This is a genomic window from Flavobacteriales bacterium, assembly GCA_016704485.1.
In the GTDB taxonomy this organism is placed as follows: domain Bacteria; phylum Bacteroidota; class Bacteroidia; order Flavobacteriales_F; family PHOS-HE28; genus PHOS-HE28.
Genome location: JADJAA010000001.1, coordinates 2566499 through 2585153, shown reverse-complemented (window position 1 = coordinate 2585153; position 18655 = coordinate 2566499). Strand labels below are relative to the sequence as shown.

Below are 18655 nucleotides of genomic sequence, written 5' to 3'. Positions count from 1 at the left end.
GCTATCCGGGAAGTTTGCAGACCATGATCGAGTGGAAATACCCGACCTTATTGACCACTTCTTCGACAACAAGACCGGCCTCCTCTACGTATTGTTTCATTCGATTGGAATCATACATCTTGCTGTTGCCATTGGCCAACGCCGTGAAGTAGAGCGAAGTTCCATGCAAGCAATACGTAGCAGTAGCATTATCCTGTTGGTCCCAGAACGTTTCTTGGATGTACAACCGACCATCTGGTGAGAGCGCTTCTTTTCCGTGGGAGAGAATGTGAACGATCTGCTCCGGGCTGAAGCAATCCAGGAATTGGCTCATCCACACCGCGTCAACACCTTTTGGCAACGTGTAGTTCGGTTCCAGCACATTCTGTTCGTGGGTACTGATCCGAGCAGTCATTCCGGCTTCTTCGATACGTTCTCGGGCCATGGCGCACTGGCCTGGCAGGTCGACGATGGTTATGTGTACATCGGGATCGTGCTTCACGCACTTCAGGGACCATTTTCCGGTATTGCCACCAATGTCCAACATGGTCTTTGGTTTTCTATCGAAAACCACATCCAACGCATAGGGAAAAGCTTGGTCAGAATAAAGGTGATCGAACTTGAACCAACTCTCCTTTGCTTGCGCAGGAAGCTGCGATAAACCGTGGTAGATATTGGGCCAATCACCAAGTTCTTTCAGACCCGAAGGTCCTTCGGTCTTGATCGCTTCATCCAGATGGAACGTGCCTTTATAGCATACGTCATGGATAAAATCCGCATTCGCTATGGTCTGTTTATCCTTCAGCCAGAACGCACCCATTTTCGCCAAGCGATAGGTATATGGCTTTACCAACTTCACCAAACCCAAGCTAAGACCAGCTTCGAGTAATGTTTCAACGCCATATTGCGAAATGCCACACGCTTTACTGATCGCTTCAGAAGACACACCTTCCTTCCTGGCATCGGCAACATGTTTCAATACGCCCAAACGATTCATGGCCATGGCAGCCTGGAACATCATGGGATAAAAGGACAATCGTTCAGCGGCCTCTTTGGCCTCGTCCATGGTAGCGGTATCTTCTTCGAACTCTTTGTGCATGCTGCTTCTATCAATTCCTTCGCTAATCCACGGATCAACGAACTGCAAGGATACGGGTTGTGCGGGTTACGGCGGCCACGTTAAGCCACTTTATCAACTTAGGAGGTACACAAGTACTGATCAGGACCCCGTGCAGACAAACTCATACCGTTCGATGAAAACGATCATGATGCGCTGAAATAAACTGGTAGGGCACCGATCGCGAAGCTCAAGATGTGAGCGATAAAGACTTTGGATGTCTGGCCGACACTACGGGACGTGTTCTCGAGGGATGCGGTTGGCCTCTCCGGCATCGAGCTGAAGACAGTTCAAGACCATCTGGCATAGGAGCTGACAAGTCTTGCATAGTGCGCCAATGACATTGCATTGAGCAAGGGCATTGGCCATTAGAACTCACGGTTTTCCGGTATTGTGCAGCGGGTGGCGAAGTGTTCCATTTGTAGTGATGGCCGAGGTAGGAACCACCATTCCGCCGAGCCAAGGAACTAATAACCACGACACGCACACTTTCGCATGCTCCAAATGATCGAACAGGTCTTGGAACTGACTGAGACCTTACCGGATGCGCCCGGTCCATGGACATTCCCACTTGTGTCCACCTACCCGCCAATTGCGCATTCCGGTATTGGATCACTTAGCCGAGGCAGTCTCTTTGACCCAACAAAAACGAACATGAAAACTCAAACCCACCTTTTGATCCTCGCCTGCTTACTGTCTTTCACAGTGAACGCCCAGCTTACGGTAGATCCATCGCAAACACCTTTGCAGTTGGTTCAGAACGTCTTGCTTGGGAACGGCATATTGGCATCGAACATTACTTTCAGCGGTAATGCGCCGAACATAGTGGACCCGCAGTTCGCATCCTTCAATAGCTCGAATTCGAATGTGGGCATAACACAAGGTGTTATTCTGTCTACTGGCATTGCGACAAGAGCAGTTGGACCGAACAATGCCGACATAGCCGGGGCGAACCTTCAAGGGAACGATCCAGCCGTGGGTGGTATAAACAATGACCCCGACCTTATGATATTGACCGGTGGGACCGCTATAAGGGATGCTGCCATACTCGACTTCTCCTTCGTGCCTACGGGAAACACGATCAGCTTCCGATTCGTATTTGCATCAGAGGAATACCCGGGGTTTGTGTGCGGCGCCTTCAATGATGCGTTCGGTTTCTTTCTCAGTGGGCCAGGCATCACTGGGCCATTCTCCAACAACGCACGCAACTTGGCCGTATTACCAGGGACCAATGTTCCGGTAACGATCAATTCCGTGAACAATGGGCAGATAGGAACCGATCCCGCTTCACAGGCAGCAATTGCAAACTGCGCGAATATCGACCCCAATTGGCAGGCCAATAGCGTGTACTATGTGGGCAATGGCAATGACAACAACCCCGACAACACCGTAATGCGGTACAATGGGAGCACTGTGGTACTGACAGCCTCAGCGCAGGTGCAGTGCGGCCAGCAGTACCGGATCAAGATCGCCATTGGTGATGCCGGAGATTCCATCTATGACTCAGCCATCTTTCTGCAAGGTGGCACCTTCGCCAGCCCGGCACCTGTTGTGAACATCAATGCAGCCAGCCCGAACACAGCATGCTTGGGGAGCAACAACCTCATGCCGTTCATTCAAACACCCGGTGTGGCACCATACACTTACGCTTGGGAGACCGGTGGGAACATCATTTCAGCTGCGAACATGCTCACTGTGGTTGCCGATAGCGCACATACCTACACACTGCACCTGACCGATGCCTGTGGTGCAACCGCAACGGACTCAATCCTCATTACTCCTCAGCCAATGGTGGTGGCTATGCCCCAAGACATTACACTTCCTTGCAACTTCTCCGGAACTGTGGTACCTACTCTTTCGGGCATGGGCCCAGGTACATATTCTTACCAGTGGACAGTGAACGACAGTTTGGTGGGTACGCAGCAAGGCGTAGTGCCGATCGTCACGACAACACCACAGTACCATGTATTCTCGGCTACGGACCAATGCGGTCTTACGGTGGTGGATTCCTTCTTGGTGAGCATGGTGCAATATGCCCCACTCGCATTGGTGACCAGTGCGGATACCACCGTTTTCTGCGGAGGTGATGCCACCACGATCGCTGTGGAACAGGTCACCGGCGGTCTTCCCCCTTACGCGTACAGTTGGTCCGATGCACAAGGCAACGCACTTTCAACCGACAGCCTCTTCACAGTGTTGGTCACATCGGACATGTCCTATACTGTTACGGCCACGGATGTTTGCGGTAGCATCGGCCAAGCAACAATCAACACCTTGGTGCCGGTTCATGCCCCAATGGTGGTCTCGATCTCAGGTGCAGGTACGATCTGCGCGGATGCATCAACGGAGCTATCTGCCTTAGTTACAGGTGGTTCCGGTGTACATACCTTCCTATGGGCAGACCTACAGACCAACAACGGTAACATCACCGTTTCGCCCAATGATGCTACACAGTATACAGTGGAAGTGACCGACCAGTGCGGATACGAGGCCAGTGCTTCCATGCTGGTGCAGATCGAGCGGCCTGTTACGGATATCTACGCCATCAATGTAGGTGCGGATGAATGGTCCTTCACGGCTAGCAGTTCACCGCTGGTTGCCACCTACGATTGGGACTTTGGCGATGGCGCATGGTCAACAAGTAATGCTCCAACACACAGCTATATGGATCTCGAAAACCACATCGTGGAACTCACGATCACTACGTCGATCGGATGCATAGCCACGGACACCGTTCACTTTAAGCCAATGGCTCACGTCTACTTCCCGAACGCATTCACCCCAAATGGCGATGGCATTAACGATAGTTTCGGACCTGTTGGACACGATATGTCCTTATTGGAGTTCGTCATCTTCGATCGCTGGGGTTCCATCGTTTTCGAAGCTAGCGGCACAAGTGCACAATGGGATGGTCGTTTGGCCGATGGACAACAAGCACCGACGGGTGTGTATGTGTGCCAATACCGGGTAGCAGGTGAGCAAATGCCCACCACTGCTGGAATGTCGCATGTAACACTGCTTGCTGATGATGGTGGCTTTTGATAGCGGAATACCTTTCCACAAAGACCCCTTCGCCACCACTTTGTCCGTTCTTTCTATTCTGTCCCTGATCACGAATTGAGGTTATCCATACCCGTATATTTCGGAAAATTCACCGAACATGTTGCGGTTGTTGATCCTGCTAATGATATGCGCCGGCCTTGGGCCTTCCTGGAACACAAAAGCGCAGGAACTGGACTCCCTGTGGCGTGTTTGGTATGATGAAAGTCTACCGGATACTGCACGGATGCAGGCAATGGATTACATCACCTTCGATCACTACATGTTCAACAAACCCGATACGGCCTATGTATTGGCGGGGTTGGTCCTGGATCTGGCAAGGAGGAAAGGAAATACGAAGTACGAGGCGTGGGCCCTGAATGCCCAAGGAGCTTCCTTGCAGGAGACCGGAGACTATCCCAGAGCCTTGGATCATTTCAAGCGATCATTGAAGATCATGGAAAAACGCGGTGATGCCCGGCGTTCAGCAATTGGGCATAGCAACGTTGGGAACATACTGCATGAACTCGGTGAGAATGCTGAGGCCAAGATCCACTTTGAACGATCACTAGAATTGGGCAGGGCCATAGGAGATACAGCATCCCAAGGCGCAACGCTGATCAACTACGCCGGGTTGTTGCGGGAGAGCGGCGATACTACCCTTGCGTTGGAAATGTACCAAACAGCCACCTTGTTCAACGAAGCACCAGGGCGTGAACGCAACAAGTGCATCGCACTGTACAACTTAGGGATCGTCCGCGCTCTAAAAAAGGATTACGGCCAGGCTTCCATCGAGTACGATCGAGCAAACGAATTGGCCAGAACAATAGGTGACGCTGACCTCCTTGCGATGGTGAACCGCGGTTTAGGAAGCATGGCTCTGAGAATGGGGAAACCCGCAGAAGCTTTAGCGCATGGGCAGCGTAGTTTAGCAATAGCCAGGTCCGCATCGCTGCCCTGGGAGATGATGGAGAGCGCCCACTTGGTCTATGATGCGTACAAAGCGTTGGGCAATGCCGCCCTCGCCCTGCCGGCGTACGAACTCCATGTACGTATGCGCGATAGCTTGCAGAAGGAGGAAGACCGTGTGGAGGTGGCGCGGGCCAATGTGCGGTCGGCTTTTCGAATGGAAATGTTGACCGACAGCTTGGAGCACCGCACCGAACTCGCCCAGATGGAAAATGAACGCATGATCGAGCGTTTACGCGCTGACCGCAACCGGAACCGCGCATGGGGCTTAGGTGGTGGAGGCGTATTGTTGGTCGGTGGCATTTCGGCGTTTACGATAAGTGATCGCCGTCGGAGGAAAGCTCGGTACGAACGGGATTCGGCGGAACTGGAGATCCAAGCATTACGGAGCCAGATGAACCCGCATTTCATCTTCAACGCATTGAACTCCATCAGTGCCTTTGTACAGGAGAATGCGACCAACGCGGCAGTATCGTTTCTTGCACGTTTCGCCCGCTTGATGCGGTTGGTATTGGAGAACTCACGTCACAGTGAAGTGCCATTGAAGGATGACCTTGAAGCATTGGACCTTTACCTCCATTTGGAACGCATCCGTTGCAAGGAACGATTCGATTACCAAGTGATCGTTGATCCAAGCCTTGATCCTGAAATGGTGCTGGTACCACCTTTGGTCTCTCAACCCTTCGTGGAAAATGCCATATGGCATGGTTTGGCGCAGAAAGAAGACAAAGGCCATCTCACTATTCATCTTTCCAAACAGGGGCAAAACCTACTTATGATAATAGAAGACGATGGAATAGGCCGAGGAAAGAGCGCGGACAAGGCAATAGCGGCTGATACCACGCGTAGAAAGCAATCCTTGGGAACGGCCATAACCCAGGCCCGGCTTGATCTGGTCGGGAAAAAACATGGTCGCTCTGCCGGCTTCCGTTATATGGATGTGGCGCAGGGTACCCGCGTAGAACTTCTGCTACCGCTGCGGTTGGACGATTGATCATCAGTTCTTGGGATCGGTTTCTCCACTATATTGCTCGCCAATTGAAATCATAGCATTCGAGCATGAGCCTAAGCGCCGTCATTATCGATGACGAGGAAGACGCCCAAAAGGCCTTATCCAGTTTGCTCAAAACCAACCATTCCGATCTCCGGTTACTGGGTTCAGCTGATGGCGTGAGCAGCGGCCTTGACCTTATTTCCAGAGTGGCTCCGGACATCATGTTCCTCGATGTTGAACTTGGGACCACGACCGGATTCGAACTACTGGAGGCGCTCGGTGAAAAACGCCCCTATGTCATCTTCACCACAGCCCATGTGGGTTACGCCGTGAAGGCCATACGCTTCAGTGCCTTGGATTTCCTATTGAAGCCGATAGACCCTGTCGAGCTTGCTACGGCGATCCACAAGGCCATGGATTCTGCACGGGCTGAGCAAACGCCCCTACAGTTCCTCTCCCTACAGCGGAATTTCGCCCAAAAACAAGCAGCTCAAAAACGGCTAGCCTTACCTACCATGGACGGATTGGTAATGGCTGATGTGTGCGATATCCTATACTGCCTTGGAGATGGACATTATACCACTATAGCACAACTGAACCGTAAGCCGGTCGTGATCAGCCGGAATCTAGGGCAATTGGAAGACCTGCTTCCACAGGATGATTTTGTGCGCATTCACCATTCACACTTTGTGGCCGTGAAACACATCATCAAGTATGTGCGCGGCGAAGGTGGCGAGGTGGTTATGGCAGATGGCGCGAGCCTATCCGTGAGCAAGCGCAAGAAGCAGGACCTGATGGACCGGCTTTCTAAAGTGTGATCGTCAAAGAGGCAATTCGCAAGGCACTCGAGCAACCACTTGTGTTCCAGAGCCTCCCACTTGTGCTCATTTCCGTACACCTTGTGCGTTGGTGTTTCGGATGTACCTGTTCCTGATCCTAATTCGCTGTTATGGTTATTCACGGAAGGGGGCAGGCAATGAAAAAATCACGGTTTTCCGGTATTGTGCAATAAGCATAGAAGCCTTCCATTTGTCTTGATCGAAAAGAAAGAAGCTATCCTCTTACGAACCTTGGAACGAATGAACACGAGAAGTACTGCACATTCATGGTCTAATTCCACGAACGTGCTCATTCAATGCAGGATCCAAACCATGAACCGAAGTTCACTGCTCGATTTGCACAGCACCACCTCAACTATGAAGTCATGCAACTAGAACCAAAACCATTCCGAGCCTGTCCTGCCCTACTGCTGCTATTCGCACTCTGCTCGGCTCCGGCGATGCTCTTCGGACAGGTACCTGACCAAGATCCATCCGCGCCTGAATTGCTTTCAGCACTCGATCACGGACCGCTCGCTGTCGGCTTCAAGAGCATGGTGTTGTTCGATACGAGCCGTACGTATGATCTGAACATGGGCGACACCACGCTCGCCGCGAAACCATCGGTGGGCCGACCGATACTGGTGAACGTGTGGTATCCCACAGCCGCCCCGAACGATCTGCCAATACGCGTTCGTGAATTGTTCGAATTTCCTACCAACGATACCATTGTGTCATTCATCGATACGCTAAAGGAGTATTCCACCACGTTCAGCAAGTGGTACTGTGCAGATCAGTACCTCGACCTCGAGAATTTGAAAGCGGACACCGGCCTGCTCGATGACCAGCGCGAGCAACTCCAAGCCGCCTACTGGGACAAGCAAACATCCAGCTACCGGAATGCAAACCCGATGATGGGCGACCATCCCTTGGTCATCTACCATCAAGGGCTGGGCGGAACGATTGATGAATCCTGGATGCTGCTGGAGTACTTGGCTTCACATGGCATGGTCTGCGTGTCAAGCGCTTTTCAGGATAACGACAGTGGGAGTGAAGTTGGTGTAGGTGACTTGGACGCTACTGTTGGCGACATCGGTTTCCTAATACGCCATCGCACAGACTATGCACCGAACTCATCCGATCAGGTCGTGCTTATGGGGCATAGTTATGGAGCCAACTATATTCCTTGCTACGTGGCCCAAGGCAACCGGGATGTGAACAGTTTGGTGCTGTTGGATAATGACTTGGCCCGAGCGATGTACGACTTCGTCGGAAAGAAAGACAGCCCTTTCACGGACGAAAAGAAGAGCCTCTTCGACTTTCCGATCTATTGCGCGGCACAGACGGGTGCGGAGTTCTATTTACTGGACCGTTTCACCTCAGCAGCGCGCACCTACATTACGGTGGAGGGCATGGAGCATGATCAATTCACATCGCTGGGTGCAGCATGCACGGCCTTGAGCACCGATCTAATAAAGGAACCCAAGGAACGCATACTTGCCGCATCAAATTATCCCCTGCTTTGCGAGTCGGTCCTGAAGTTCATCCTTCACGCGACGGGTCGGGGTCAAGCGCTCACCCCAAAAGATATTGAGAACAGAAGTGGTTGGTGGTATCAGTACGTAGCACCTGGGGAAGTCCTTGCGCATAACGAAGTTTATGTGCATTCTGCAACTACATGTCCAACGCCCACACAATTCGTGAAATGGATGCTATCGGTAGGGCCTGACAGTGCTGCACAAGTGTTTTTGCACTGCGAAGCCACATTGATCGATACGAACTATCACTACATCGACGACTATCTGCAAGTCGCCTACCAAGACTTCTCGATCGAAGAATTCATCGCGTTCCTCAGCGCCTTGGATCGCCCCGGCGAACCGGTATATACTCCAGATGTGCTGTTCACTTTATGTGCGACCTGGTTGTATCACAGCGATCCGGTCGATCGTAAGGAGCTGACCGAGCGCGCGTTCCAGTTAGGCGATTGGATGATGGAGACCTTCCCTGATCGGATCGAGGGTCCGATGGCCGTGGCCATGCTCCAATTCAACGAGGAACCTGCACGGGACTATAAGCCCTATTACGAGCGCATACTGAAGATCGAACCAGGCATACTCGATCGAAAGCCGAAGAATGGGGGCGAGCAATTTGCCCAAGCTCAAGTTCGCCACTATTTGAAAGTCGAGTAGTCAATGGTAGAGATATGCCAACTGAACCGAAAGCCGATCGGCATTAGCCGCGATCAGGGACCGTTGGAAAACCTCTTCCTAAAGCATAGAATGATCTACAATGAAATTCACCAAAAGCACTCCCCCACTTATGAACCGGACCTTGCCAGTTGTGCGAGAATACGTTCACGCTAGGCATTGGTGCTTTGGGTTTTCCGGATGTTTTTCTTGTTTTGATGCATTGATGGTTTCAGCAAGAACGACTATAACTAAAGTTATATGCTGCGGGATCATACTGCGATCTAGTTTTGGGAATGATATCTGCATAATCACTTAAGTACCACTATTACTTCACTTTCAATCCTCACCACATGCTCCAACTCCTGAAGAGTTCCCATACATACCGGATAGTTCTTGTGCTCATGCACCTAGGAATGTACACTGTTGTAACCACGCAAGAAGCTCGCACCATAAGTGTAGTGTTAGCAAACTAAAGGATCGAATCACTCTCAACATCAAACTTTAAGTCCAATCCACAACCACAATGAAGAAGACATCAAATCGCTCTTGCCTTCCCCCACATATACTAGGTTCCGTATGGAGCGTATTGGCACTTTTGACATTTCCCGGACTCGGTATCGCGCAGACCGGGGAACTCGATCCATCATTCTCGCAAGACGGTATTGCGACGCCTGCAATAGTCGGCCACGTTTCATCCTTGAAGTCGGTGGTAACTGATGCGAACAACAGGATAGTAGCAATAGGGAAGAACAAGGCGCCTGGGCAGTTCGGATCCACCATGTACGTAATTAGGTTTAACGAATCCGGCATTTTGGATAACACGTTCTCCGTCGATGGTCGATTCGAATATGGAGAACAATACTCCGATGGGCAGGATATCGCCCTACAATCCGATGGGACCATCATCGCGGTCGGTACTTCCAACATCACCATTCCAACCGGAGAGTTAATGAACGTTGTTGCCTTGAGTTCCACAGGTGTTTACTCCCCATCGTTCATCAACGGTGGCTCATTACAACTCAGCCCTGGTTCGTTTGCTTCAGTAGCAACCTGTGTTGCAATCGATACGGAAGATGATATCTATGTCGGAGGAAACATTTGGGATCATGTATCCGACCGCGAATTCGTCGTGATGAAGTTGAATTCCAATGGTACTCCGAATATTAATTATGGCACCTTCGGCGCAGCGATCACAGGGTTTAATGGTTACACTGCAGGTATAGAGGACATTGCCGTGCACCAAGACGGAAAATTGATCGCCGCTGGATGGGCATATGCTAACCTACTAACAGAGATTGCCGTAGTCCGCTATGATGATGACGGGGTCTTGGACCCGACCTTCGGAACCAATGGTCGGTTTCTTTGGTCTGATCCTCAACGTAGTTTCTCTTGCAAATCAATTCAGATCCAGTCAGATGGCAAGTATTTGTTAGCGGGGGAAATTGAGGGTGCCGTTTCACACAGTGGTTTCGTGGCGCGTTTGAATGCGAATGGGACTTTTGATACCGGATTTGGAACGAATGGATTCATCGAGATGGACTACGTGAACGGAGGTATCAAATTCGCCAATGTTAAGGTTCAATCGGACAACAAAATTCTTGTAGCAGGAACTCGAGATGATGCAAATAATCATTGGGCTCAATTGGTCTGCCGTTTTTTTCCGTCAGGTAACTTGGATAGTGATTTTGGCATTAACGGATGTGCAGTAGCAACCGTCGATGATCGGGATGCGGCATTTGGTCTCGCCATTGATGATCTAAACCGGATCATTCTAGCTGGAGAGTCAGATCTCAACCTACCTTCTGAAGATATCGTTATGGTGTCACGGTTCCTTCCCGGCGTGGTCGGTATACTCGAACTATCTCTCGTTGAACAAGAAGTCTTGGTTTACCCCAACCCGATTTCAGGGCCCACAACGTTAAGTTATTCATTGCGCCGTCCTGAGTTATTGAATATCGCGCTGCATGACACAAAGGGTTCTCTGCTTACGACCTACCTCAATGGCACCCTTATGCCCGCCGGTGACCATACGCAATCTATCAGCATGCCTACAGACCTCGCATCCGGCAATTACCTGCTCGTTTTCAGTAGCCCGAATGGCAAGATGAGCATACAAGTTACCAAATAACCTGATTAGCCCCAAGGAGGGAGTACGCTTTCCCGGTCACAAAAAGCATTCAAACATCATCACGGACATGACAGCTCGAATTTTCTTCATTCTACTTGTGCCAGTTCTTCTTTTCGCCTGCAAAAAGGAAAAGGCTTCCCCCACACCAGCACCCTCATCCCCGTCTCCAACGGCGCAAGGTATCCAAGACATAGATGGGAACACCTACGACACCCTTGTGGCCGGCGGCAACACTTGGATGAAACAGAACCTGCGCGTAAGCAAATACCGCAATGGTGACTCGATCGTAACAGGATTGGATTGGGCGGATTGGCAAGGAACCTCCATTGGAGCATACGCCTACTATGACGATGCCAGCAGTAACAACAGCACTTATGGTAAACTATACAATGGTTACGCGGTGGCTGATGCACGTGGGCTCTGCCCAAGCGGTTGGCATGTGGCCACCGATAATGACTGGATAATGTTGGAGATCGCCAATGGGATGCTCGGAACCGAGTCTACAATGACCGGATTCCGCGGCCTCGCCCAAAATGTAGGTGGCAAGCTTAAATCCACACAGCTCTGGAGCAGCCCGAACACCGGAGCGAACAACAGTTCGGGGTTCACCGCGCTACCAGGAGGATTCAGATACAGCACAAGCGTTGATTGGTATATCCAGATCGGTATTCAAGGACACTTTTGGACTTCGACATCAGCTAACCCGTCTAGTGCTTGGACCCGGTTCATGGGCCACGATAATCCAGGTATTTTCCGTTACGAGTCCCAGTTGACCGACGGATTCTCCTGTCGCTGTGTGCGGGACTGATCCCTTGCATCTATTATCTCCTGTGGCACAGCCGGCATCCAACCCCATAGACACCCTGTAAAACAATCAATAACCAACAACCTATGCGACCTGAACTACTGATAACTTGTGCTGCGCTCCTCGTCCTTGTCGCTTGCAAAAAGGACAAAGAAGATGAACCACAACCCCAGCCCCCACCTGTGCCCCAAACAGGCATAGTAGACATTGACGGCAACTACTATGACACACTCACAATTGCGGGTCTCACCTGGTTCACGGAGAACCTTCAAGTAACCCGGTTCAACAACGGGGATACGATCCTGTTCGATACAAGCAATGCAAACTGGAACAACTCCAACCCGCAGAGTACAGTGTTGGATAATGACATGGGTAACAAAAGCATTTATGGCCTGCTTTACAATTATAGAGCGTTCAACGATATCCGCGGACTCTGCCCGGTCGGATGGCATCCCGGCACCGACGCGGACTGGGGCATACTGGAGCTGGCGCTGGGCATGGACCCTGCCGAAGTGACAATGAACAGCTACCCTAGTTACGGCTATCGGGGATTAGCTGCGAACGTAGCCGGAAAGCTCAAAGCCCTTCAATTTTGGCCCACTTTGGACAGCGTGACAAACAGTTCCGGAATGAGCTTACTGCCAGCTAGGGCGCGCAATGCACAGCAAAATGGTTTCATTACTTACGCTAGTGCATTCTATTGGACACCCGGAGGTAGTTCCGATTGGTATAGGTCGATCTGGGATGGTTCAGCGGGCGTGATCCGCCGTTCCCCGGCACAGAGCAGCGATGCGCCCGGTGCCGGATACTCCTGTCGTTGCGTGAAAGACTGATCCAATGAAACTATCGAGAACGATGATACGCTTTGCGCCATACCTAGCAGTTGCCCTCTTGCTCATTACCTCCTGCAAAAAGGACAAAGAAGAGGAACCACAACCCCAACCCACACCAACGCCCCAACTAGGCTTGGTGGATGTTGAAGGCAACGCATACGATACGGTGGTGATCGGCGGACAAACATGGATGGCTGAGAACCTGCGCGTACGGAAATACCGCAATGGCGATAGCATCCCGTACATGCCTGAAGCAACCGATTGGAGCCTACCCGGCAGCAACGCCTATTGCCTTTACGGTAACGCGCTACCAACAATTATTGAACATGGGTTTCTTTATGGCTATGGAGCGGTGAACGATGCCCGTGGTATTTGCCCACAGGGTTGGCACGTACCTACCGATACGGAATGGGCGCAATTGGAGCTTTACCTCGGCATGCCGATCTCTCAGCTGGATTCACTTGCTCCCGGTGGTTACGGTGCGGTGCGCGGGTCCAGCCAGAATGTGGGTGGTAAATTGAAGGACTTTGCCACTTGGGCAGACCCGAACGCTGGTGTCACTAATTCCAGCGGATTTTCAGCCTTGGCGTCGGGTCAACGCGCAATGCCAGGCTCAAGCTATGCTGGTATGGGTTCCATTGCTACGTTCTGGACCTCCACACCGGCGGTGTTCGAAGGATGGATACGGCAATTACGCAATGACAATACTGGTGTACTTCGTTACCACCACGATATGGGCAGCGACCAACCGGGCTATGGCCATTCATGCCGGTGTGTGAAAGACTAACATCCACCGAGGATGTGCAACGCTACTTCGCACTACTCATATGCTGCCAACAGATTTGGTCTTGCTGTTCTGTGCGATTGCTTGCTCACCTGCGGCAGAGTACGTAACGCATCGAGCATCCATCTAAATTTTAGCACAATGATTCATTGCTGGTAAAAAACATCTGTGTTGAATTCACCCATTGAACACAATCGCTGAACCCTTACCTTTGCGCCGGGACAAGTCCTGTACGACCAGCTCCCGTTGAATCCCCCAGGGCTGGAAGGCAGCAAGGGTAAACGGTTGTAGCGGAGCGATGCAGGTAGCTTGTCCCACTTTTTTTGCCCTGTTTTTTTTGGTGGTCGCTACACTTCGTCGATGATCTTACGCCACTATGGGTCGGTCAGGTCAGACCGCTTCCACCCAACCTACTTTCTCCTCTGAGACATACCTTTCGGCCATGTCCGAATTTGTTAAAGTGATTCTGGTTACTGGTGGCTCCAGTGGGTTGGGTAAGAGCATTTGCACACGCTTGGCCGCTGCCGGTCATGTTGTTTACGGCACATCGCGCAAAAGCAATGGCGATACGGAAGCCGGTTTCCGGATGCTCACTATGGATGTTACCGATGAAACCAGCGTCGTACAAGCCATTCGCACGGTAGTTGCGCAAGAAGGTCGCATTGATGTGGTGGTGAACAATGCTGGGCTTGGTATACAAGGACCTGCGGAGGATATAACACCCGAACTTGCCAAGACGCTTTTCGATACCAACGTCCTAGGGCCGCACCGTGTCTGCCGTGCCGTATTGCCGTTCATGCGCGAAAAGAAAAAAGGCCTGATCATCAACATCAGTAGCATCGCTGCAAATTTCGGGTTGCCTTATCGTTCTTTCTATAGCGCAAGCAAAGCGGCATTGGATCGGTATAGCGAATCGCTGAGTACCGAAGTGGATCGCTTCGGGATCGATGTGGTCACGGTGCAACCCGGCGAGTTCAATACCAACATTGCAACAAGCAGGTTGAAGCCGGAGGTGATCAGCGAAGCCAATAAACCGGGCTACGAAAAAGCCATGGAAATACTCGGTGGTAGCATGCATTACAGCCGTGATCCGGATGAGTTGGCTCAAGTTGTGTTGAAGATCATTTCGTCATCAAGACCAAAGACCGTTTACCGTGTAGCTCAAGGCATTCAAAAGTTCAGTGTACAGTTGAAGAAGATCATGCCTGCTCGGATGTTCATGCGGATGTTACGCAAACATTACGAATAGTTCTTTTGCATACATGATCACATACGATTCCCGGAATTGGTTCAGAGCGCTTGCCTTGCACAAGTCGGATACCGTGCGCAAGTTGTTCTTCTGGTTGATCTTGGTTGGTCTATTCACTTGGGCTATAGGTTACTGGGAAGTAAATTACCTGAAGATCGATAAGACCAGTTTCGTGAACAACCTTCCTGTGATGCACAGCTTGTTGGGTTTTGCCATCAGTATGCTTCTTGTATTCAGAACGAACACAGCATACGATCGATGGTGGGAAGGCCGTAAACTTTGGGGACAACTCGTCAATGTAAGTCGCAATACTGCTGTAAAAGTGGCCACTTACTTGCCAGCGGAAGATGAAAATTCACGAGCGTTGTTCTTGCGCCTGATACCGCAATTCGCCTATGAGCTTCGGCATCATTTGTTAATGGAAAAAACAAGGCTGGAGCTGGACATAGAGCCCCATCCGGAAGTGCCCGAAATGGATCGGAGCAAGCATATTCCAACGCAGATCGTTACGTTGATGCAACAACGGATCATGCGCTTGTACAAGGACAGATCCATCAGTGGCGAACAACTCATCGCGTTGAACACGGACCTATCACAATACCTCGATATCTGCGGTGCATGCGAGCGCATCAAGAACACACCGATCCCTTATTCATACAGCAGCTTCATTAAGAAATTCATTGTGATCTATGTATTCACTTTGCCATTCGGTTTTGTGTTCTCGCTAGGCTATATCGCTATTCCTGTTGTGGTCTTCATCTTCTATGTAATGGCAAGTTTGGAGATCATTGCGGAGGAGATCGAAGACCCTTTCGGTAAGGACACGAATGATCTGCCCATGAACCGGTTAAGTGAAATGATCAGCAAGAACATTGCTGAGATACTTGCTTGATATGTTCGCAGATCGTCGCACCGGCCTCTTGATCGCCGTAGCCGCTATGGGCTATTTCGTTGATATCTACGATCTGGTGCTTTTCAATGTGGTGAAGCGCGAGAGTTTGGAATTTATCTTGGGAGTTGGCGATCCACGAATTACCGATGTGGGTATCTCCCTCTTCAATTACCAGATGCTTGGCATGCTCGTCGGCGGTGTGCTTTGGGGAATTTGGGGCGATAAAAAAGGTAGGATCACTGTGTTGTTCGGAAGTATCCTACTCTACTCCATTGCGAATATCGTGAATGCCTTTACGTATGACATCACCACCTATGCTATCGTTCGTTTCATTGCGGGCGTTGGGCTTGCTGGCGAGTTGGGTGCTGGTATTACGTTGATCGCAGAGACCATGCCCAAAGGCAAGCGGGGTTATGGTGCCATGATCGTTGTGGTGTTCGGTGCATTGGGTGCCGTATTCGCAGATGAAGTAGTTCGACAAGGCCAGAGGTTCGGAGCGATCTGGGAAAGCATAACCGGCCATGGTCTCATGGATTGGCAAGTAGCGTATCTCGTGGGTGGCATGATGGGACTAGCATTGCTTATAATGCGCGTCGGAGCCTTTGAAAGTGGACTATTCACCAAAGTGAAAAAGAACTCGATCAAAAGGGGAGACATCCTGATGCTTTTCAACAACCGGGATCGCTTTCTGCGTTACCTCGGTTGCATCTTGATCGGCGTTCCGGTGTGGTATGTGATCGGCGTTCTGGTGAATTTGAGCCAGGATGTGTTCGTACCGCAATTAAAAATTGATACCAGCGCCTTGAACGAATTGGATCTGAAGCGGATCAATGGAACTGCAATTCGCTACGCTTATATCGGTCTAAGCCTTGGTGATCTTCTAAGTGCATTGTTGAGCCAAGTAATGCGGAGTCGGAAGAAGGTGATCTTCGGATACCTCACTGCTAATTTGATCTTAACGCTTTACTTCCTGTACGGTATGCACGGTGTAACCATTGCAACATACAACTGGGTGTGTTTAGCGCTCGGAATGGCAACCGGCTACTGGGTCATTTTCGTAACGGTCGCCAGCGAACAATTCGGCACCAACATTCGCAGTACGGTAGCCACATCAACACCCAATTTCGTGCGTGGGTCGGTATTGCCCATCACGAATGCGTTCAAATTCTTAGCGGTTCCGGTCGGCAATATCACGAGCGCTTTGGTCGTCGGGCTGGTGTGCATCGGTGCAGCATTCTGGGCCACCTCCCGTGTACACGAGACCTTCGATATGGATCTGGATTTTATGGAGGAGTGATCGCCTAACCTTCGTCCTCCTCTTCTTCGTCCACACCACCTCCCAAAACACTACCAAGGACATCACCGAACTTCACGGAACGCACCATGGAACTGCGACCGATGCGGCTGAATTCAGCAAGCCCATGTAGCACGAATTCCATCCATAACGGCACTTCATCTGCCTCTAGATACGGATGGCGTTCCTGCACCAATCGATCCAGACCTGGAACATTCCTCAATCCTGCTTGGTAGACCTGGTTCCTTGCCGTTAGGGCGATATCGATCCGGTTTTCATCGAACCACGCGATGATATCCGAATAAATATCACGCTTGGTCGCATTCGGTGCTGTGGCGGATCGACCCAGTTTGCGCGACTTGTCCGGATCGGGGAATAATTCCTTGAACACATTGCGAAGCGCGACATCCAATAAATGTTGTGCCACTTTCTCGGGTCCTTCTTGTTCGCCTTCATACACCAGTTCGATCTTCCCCGTAACGGCTGGTATGATCGCGAACAGATCAGTAATGCGCGCAACCGTGCGGTCCTCGCCGTTGCGTAATGCGCGTAATTCCGCAGCACTGATCACACTCTCCAACGCACTGATGGTCAAACGCGCGCTCACGCCGCTTTTCGGATCAACGAATTCACTTTTGCGTGCCTCCATGGCAATGCGTTCCACAAGCACACGGATCAGGTCCGGCACTTTTACGCGCATGGTCTGTTCCTTAGGTGAACGAACTTCCTGCGAAGTGATCTTCATCCCCAGTTCGATGGAAGACGGGTAATGCGTAAGGATCTGGCTCTGGATACGATCCTTCAGCGGTGTAATGATCGCACCGCGGTTGGTGTAGTCCTCAGGATTCGCAGTGAAGACGAATTGGATATCGAGCGGCAGTCGCAGTTTGAATCCGCGGATCTGCACATCACCTTCTTGCAGAATATTGAACAACGCAACTTGGATCCGTGGCTGCAGATCGGGTAATTCATTGATCACGAAAATACCACGGTGACTCCGTGGGATCAGTCCGAAGTGGATCACGCGTTCATCGCTGTAATCCAATTTCAGGTTCGCAGCTTTGATCGGATCGCTGTCGCCGATAAGGTCCGCGACTGTAACATCCGGTGTAGCCAATTTCTCCGTGTAACGTTGATCGCGATGCACCCAAACGATCGGTGTTGCATCACCTTTCTCAGCGATCAATTCTTTTGCATAGCGAGAGATCGGCGCCAATGGATCATCGTTGATCTCGCTTCCTTCCACTATCGGCATCCATTCGTAAAGCAGTTGCACGAGCGAACGGGCCATGCGTGTTTTCGCTTGTCCGCGCAGACCCAATAGATTGATACTGTGTCCGGCCAGAATAGCACGTTCCAACGCAGGTACAACGGTATCCTCATACCCGTGTATGCCTTCGAACAACGGTTGCTTTTTCTGGATCCGTGCGATCAAATTCGAACGCAGTTCTTCCTTTACCGAACGACTTTTATAGCCGCTTTTGATCAGTTCCGATAATGATGTTGGTCTGTTCATTTTTGTTCTTCTCGTCTATTGTTCCGATCCGCAGATCGGATGATGCGTT

Annotated in this window: 13 protein-coding genes and 1 other RNA gene; 12 read left to right on the top strand and 2 right to left on the bottom strand. The window is 50.9% G+C overall.

Annotation, left to right across the window (positions count from 1 at the left end):
- Nucleotide 1: 1 nt before the first annotated feature.
- On the bottom strand, nucleotides 2-1078 hold the full coding sequence (locus IPF95_11100) for a class I SAM-dependent methyltransferase (protein MBK6475236.1): 1077 nt from the start codon (nucleotides 1076-1078) through the stop codon (nucleotides 2-4).
- Nucleotides 1079-1750: 672 nt separating this feature from the next.
- On the opposite strand from IPF95_11100, the gene IPF95_11095 reads away from it, so the two are divergent.
- The 12 genes from IPF95_11095 (at nucleotide 1751) to IPF95_11040 (ending at nucleotide 17093) form a co-directional block, all read left to right on the top strand.
- Nucleotides 1751-4138: a choice-of-anchor L domain-containing protein gene (locus IPF95_11095; GenBank protein ID MBK6475235.1), complete on the top strand. Its 2388-nt coding sequence runs from the start codon at nucleotides 1751-1753 to the stop codon at nucleotides 4136-4138.
- Between the two features lie 118 nt (nucleotides 4139-4256).
- Entirely contained in the window at nucleotides 4257-6098 is a 1842-nt protein-coding gene (locus tag IPF95_11090; protein MBK6475234.1) for a tetratricopeptide repeat protein, read from the top strand.
- A 65-nt stretch (nucleotides 6099-6163) separates the two neighbouring features.
- Complete coding sequence (locus IPF95_11085; GenBank protein MBK6475233.1) at nucleotides 6164-6916, top strand: response regulator transcription factor; 753 nt, start codon at nucleotides 6164-6166, stop codon at nucleotides 6914-6916.
- A gap of 386 nt (nucleotides 6917-7302) precedes the next feature.
- On the top strand, nucleotides 7303-9105 hold the full coding sequence (locus IPF95_11080; protein ID MBK6475232.1) for a hypothetical protein: 1803 nt from the start codon (nucleotides 7303-7305) through the stop codon (nucleotides 9103-9105).
- Between the two features lie 523 nt (nucleotides 9106-9628).
- On the top strand, nucleotides 9629-11233 hold the full coding sequence (locus IPF95_11075) for a hypothetical protein (protein MBK6475231.1): 1605 nt from the start codon (nucleotides 9629-9631) through the stop codon (nucleotides 11231-11233).
- Between the two features lie 67 nt (nucleotides 11234-11300).
- Nucleotides 11301-12041: a fibrobacter succinogenes major paralogous domain-containing protein gene (locus IPF95_11070; protein MBK6475230.1), complete on the top strand. Its 741-nt coding sequence runs from the start codon at nucleotides 11301-11303 to the stop codon at nucleotides 12039-12041.
- 83 nt (nucleotides 12042-12124) lie between these two features.
- Nucleotides 12125-12871 (top strand): fibrobacter succinogenes major paralogous domain-containing protein, encoded by a 747-nt coding sequence (locus IPF95_11065; protein ID MBK6475229.1) that lies wholly within the window; start codon nucleotides 12125-12127, stop codon nucleotides 12869-12871.
- A gap of 4 nt (nucleotides 12872-12875) precedes the next feature.
- A complete protein-coding gene (locus IPF95_11060; protein ID MBK6475228.1) occupies nucleotides 12876-13658 on the top strand; it encodes a fibrobacter succinogenes major paralogous domain-containing protein in 783 nt (260 codons plus the stop codon).
- A 216-nt stretch (nucleotides 13659-13874) separates the two neighbouring features.
- Nucleotides 13875-13973: signal recognition particle sRNA small type (gene ffs / locus IPF95_11055), an RNA gene on the top strand.
- Between the two features lie 124 nt (nucleotides 13974-14097).
- Entirely contained in the window at nucleotides 14098-14904 is an 807-nt protein-coding gene (locus tag IPF95_11050; GenBank protein MBK6475227.1) for an SDR family oxidoreductase, read from the top strand.
- A 13-nt stretch (nucleotides 14905-14917) separates the two neighbouring features.
- Complete coding sequence (locus IPF95_11045; protein ID MBK6475226.1) at nucleotides 14918-15796, top strand: hypothetical protein; 879 nt, start codon at nucleotides 14918-14920, stop codon at nucleotides 15794-15796.
- Between the two features lies 1 nt (nucleotide 15797).
- On the top strand, nucleotides 15798-17093 hold the full coding sequence (locus tag IPF95_11040; protein MBK6475225.1) for an MFS transporter: 1296 nt from the start codon (nucleotides 15798-15800) through the stop codon (nucleotides 17091-17093).
- Between the two features lie 4 nt (nucleotides 17094-17097).
- On the opposite strand, the gene IPF95_11035 is transcribed toward IPF95_11040, so the two are convergent.
- Nucleotides 17098-18606, bottom strand: coding sequence for a sigma 54-interacting transcriptional regulator (locus tag IPF95_11035; protein MBK6475224.1), 1509 nt, complete (start codon nucleotides 18604-18606; stop codon nucleotides 17098-17100).
- Nucleotides 18607-18655: the final 49 nt, after the last annotated feature.

Coding starts and splice junctions, on each gene's coding strand:
- IPF95_11100 (MBK6475236.1), bottom strand. CDS start 1,078: ATGCACAAAGAGTTCGAAGAAGATACCGCTACCATGGACGAGGCCAAA.
- IPF95_11095 (MBK6475235.1), top strand. CDS start 1,751: ATGAAAACTCAAACCCACCTTTTGATCCTCGCCTGCTTACTGTCTTTC.
- IPF95_11090 (MBK6475234.1), top strand. CDS start 4,257: ATGTTGCGGTTGTTGATCCTGCTAATGATATGCGCCGGCCTTGGGCCT.
- IPF95_11085 (MBK6475233.1), top strand. CDS start 6,164: ATGAGCCTAAGCGCCGTCATTATCGATGACGAGGAAGACGCCCAAAAG.
- IPF95_11080 (MBK6475232.1), top strand. CDS start 7,303: ATGCAACTAGAACCAAAACCATTCCGAGCCTGTCCTGCCCTACTGCTG.
- IPF95_11075 (MBK6475231.1), top strand. CDS start 9,629: ATGAAGAAGACATCAAATCGCTCTTGCCTTCCCCCACATATACTAGGT.
- IPF95_11070 (MBK6475230.1), top strand. CDS start 11,301: ATGACAGCTCGAATTTTCTTCATTCTACTTGTGCCAGTTCTTCTTTTC.
- IPF95_11065 (MBK6475229.1), top strand. CDS start 12,125: ATGCGACCTGAACTACTGATAACTTGTGCTGCGCTCCTCGTCCTTGTC.
- IPF95_11060 (MBK6475228.1), top strand. CDS start 12,876: ATGAAACTATCGAGAACGATGATACGCTTTGCGCCATACCTAGCAGTT.
- IPF95_11050 (MBK6475227.1), top strand. CDS start 14,098: ATGTCCGAATTTGTTAAAGTGATTCTGGTTACTGGTGGCTCCAGTGGG.
- IPF95_11045 (MBK6475226.1), top strand. CDS start 14,918: ATGATCACATACGATTCCCGGAATTGGTTCAGAGCGCTTGCCTTGCAC.
- IPF95_11040 (MBK6475225.1), top strand. CDS start 15,798: ATGTTCGCAGATCGTCGCACCGGCCTCTTGATCGCCGTAGCCGCTATG.
- IPF95_11035 (MBK6475224.1), bottom strand. CDS start 18,606: ATGAACAGACCAACATCATTATCGGAACTGATCAAAAGCGGCTATAAA.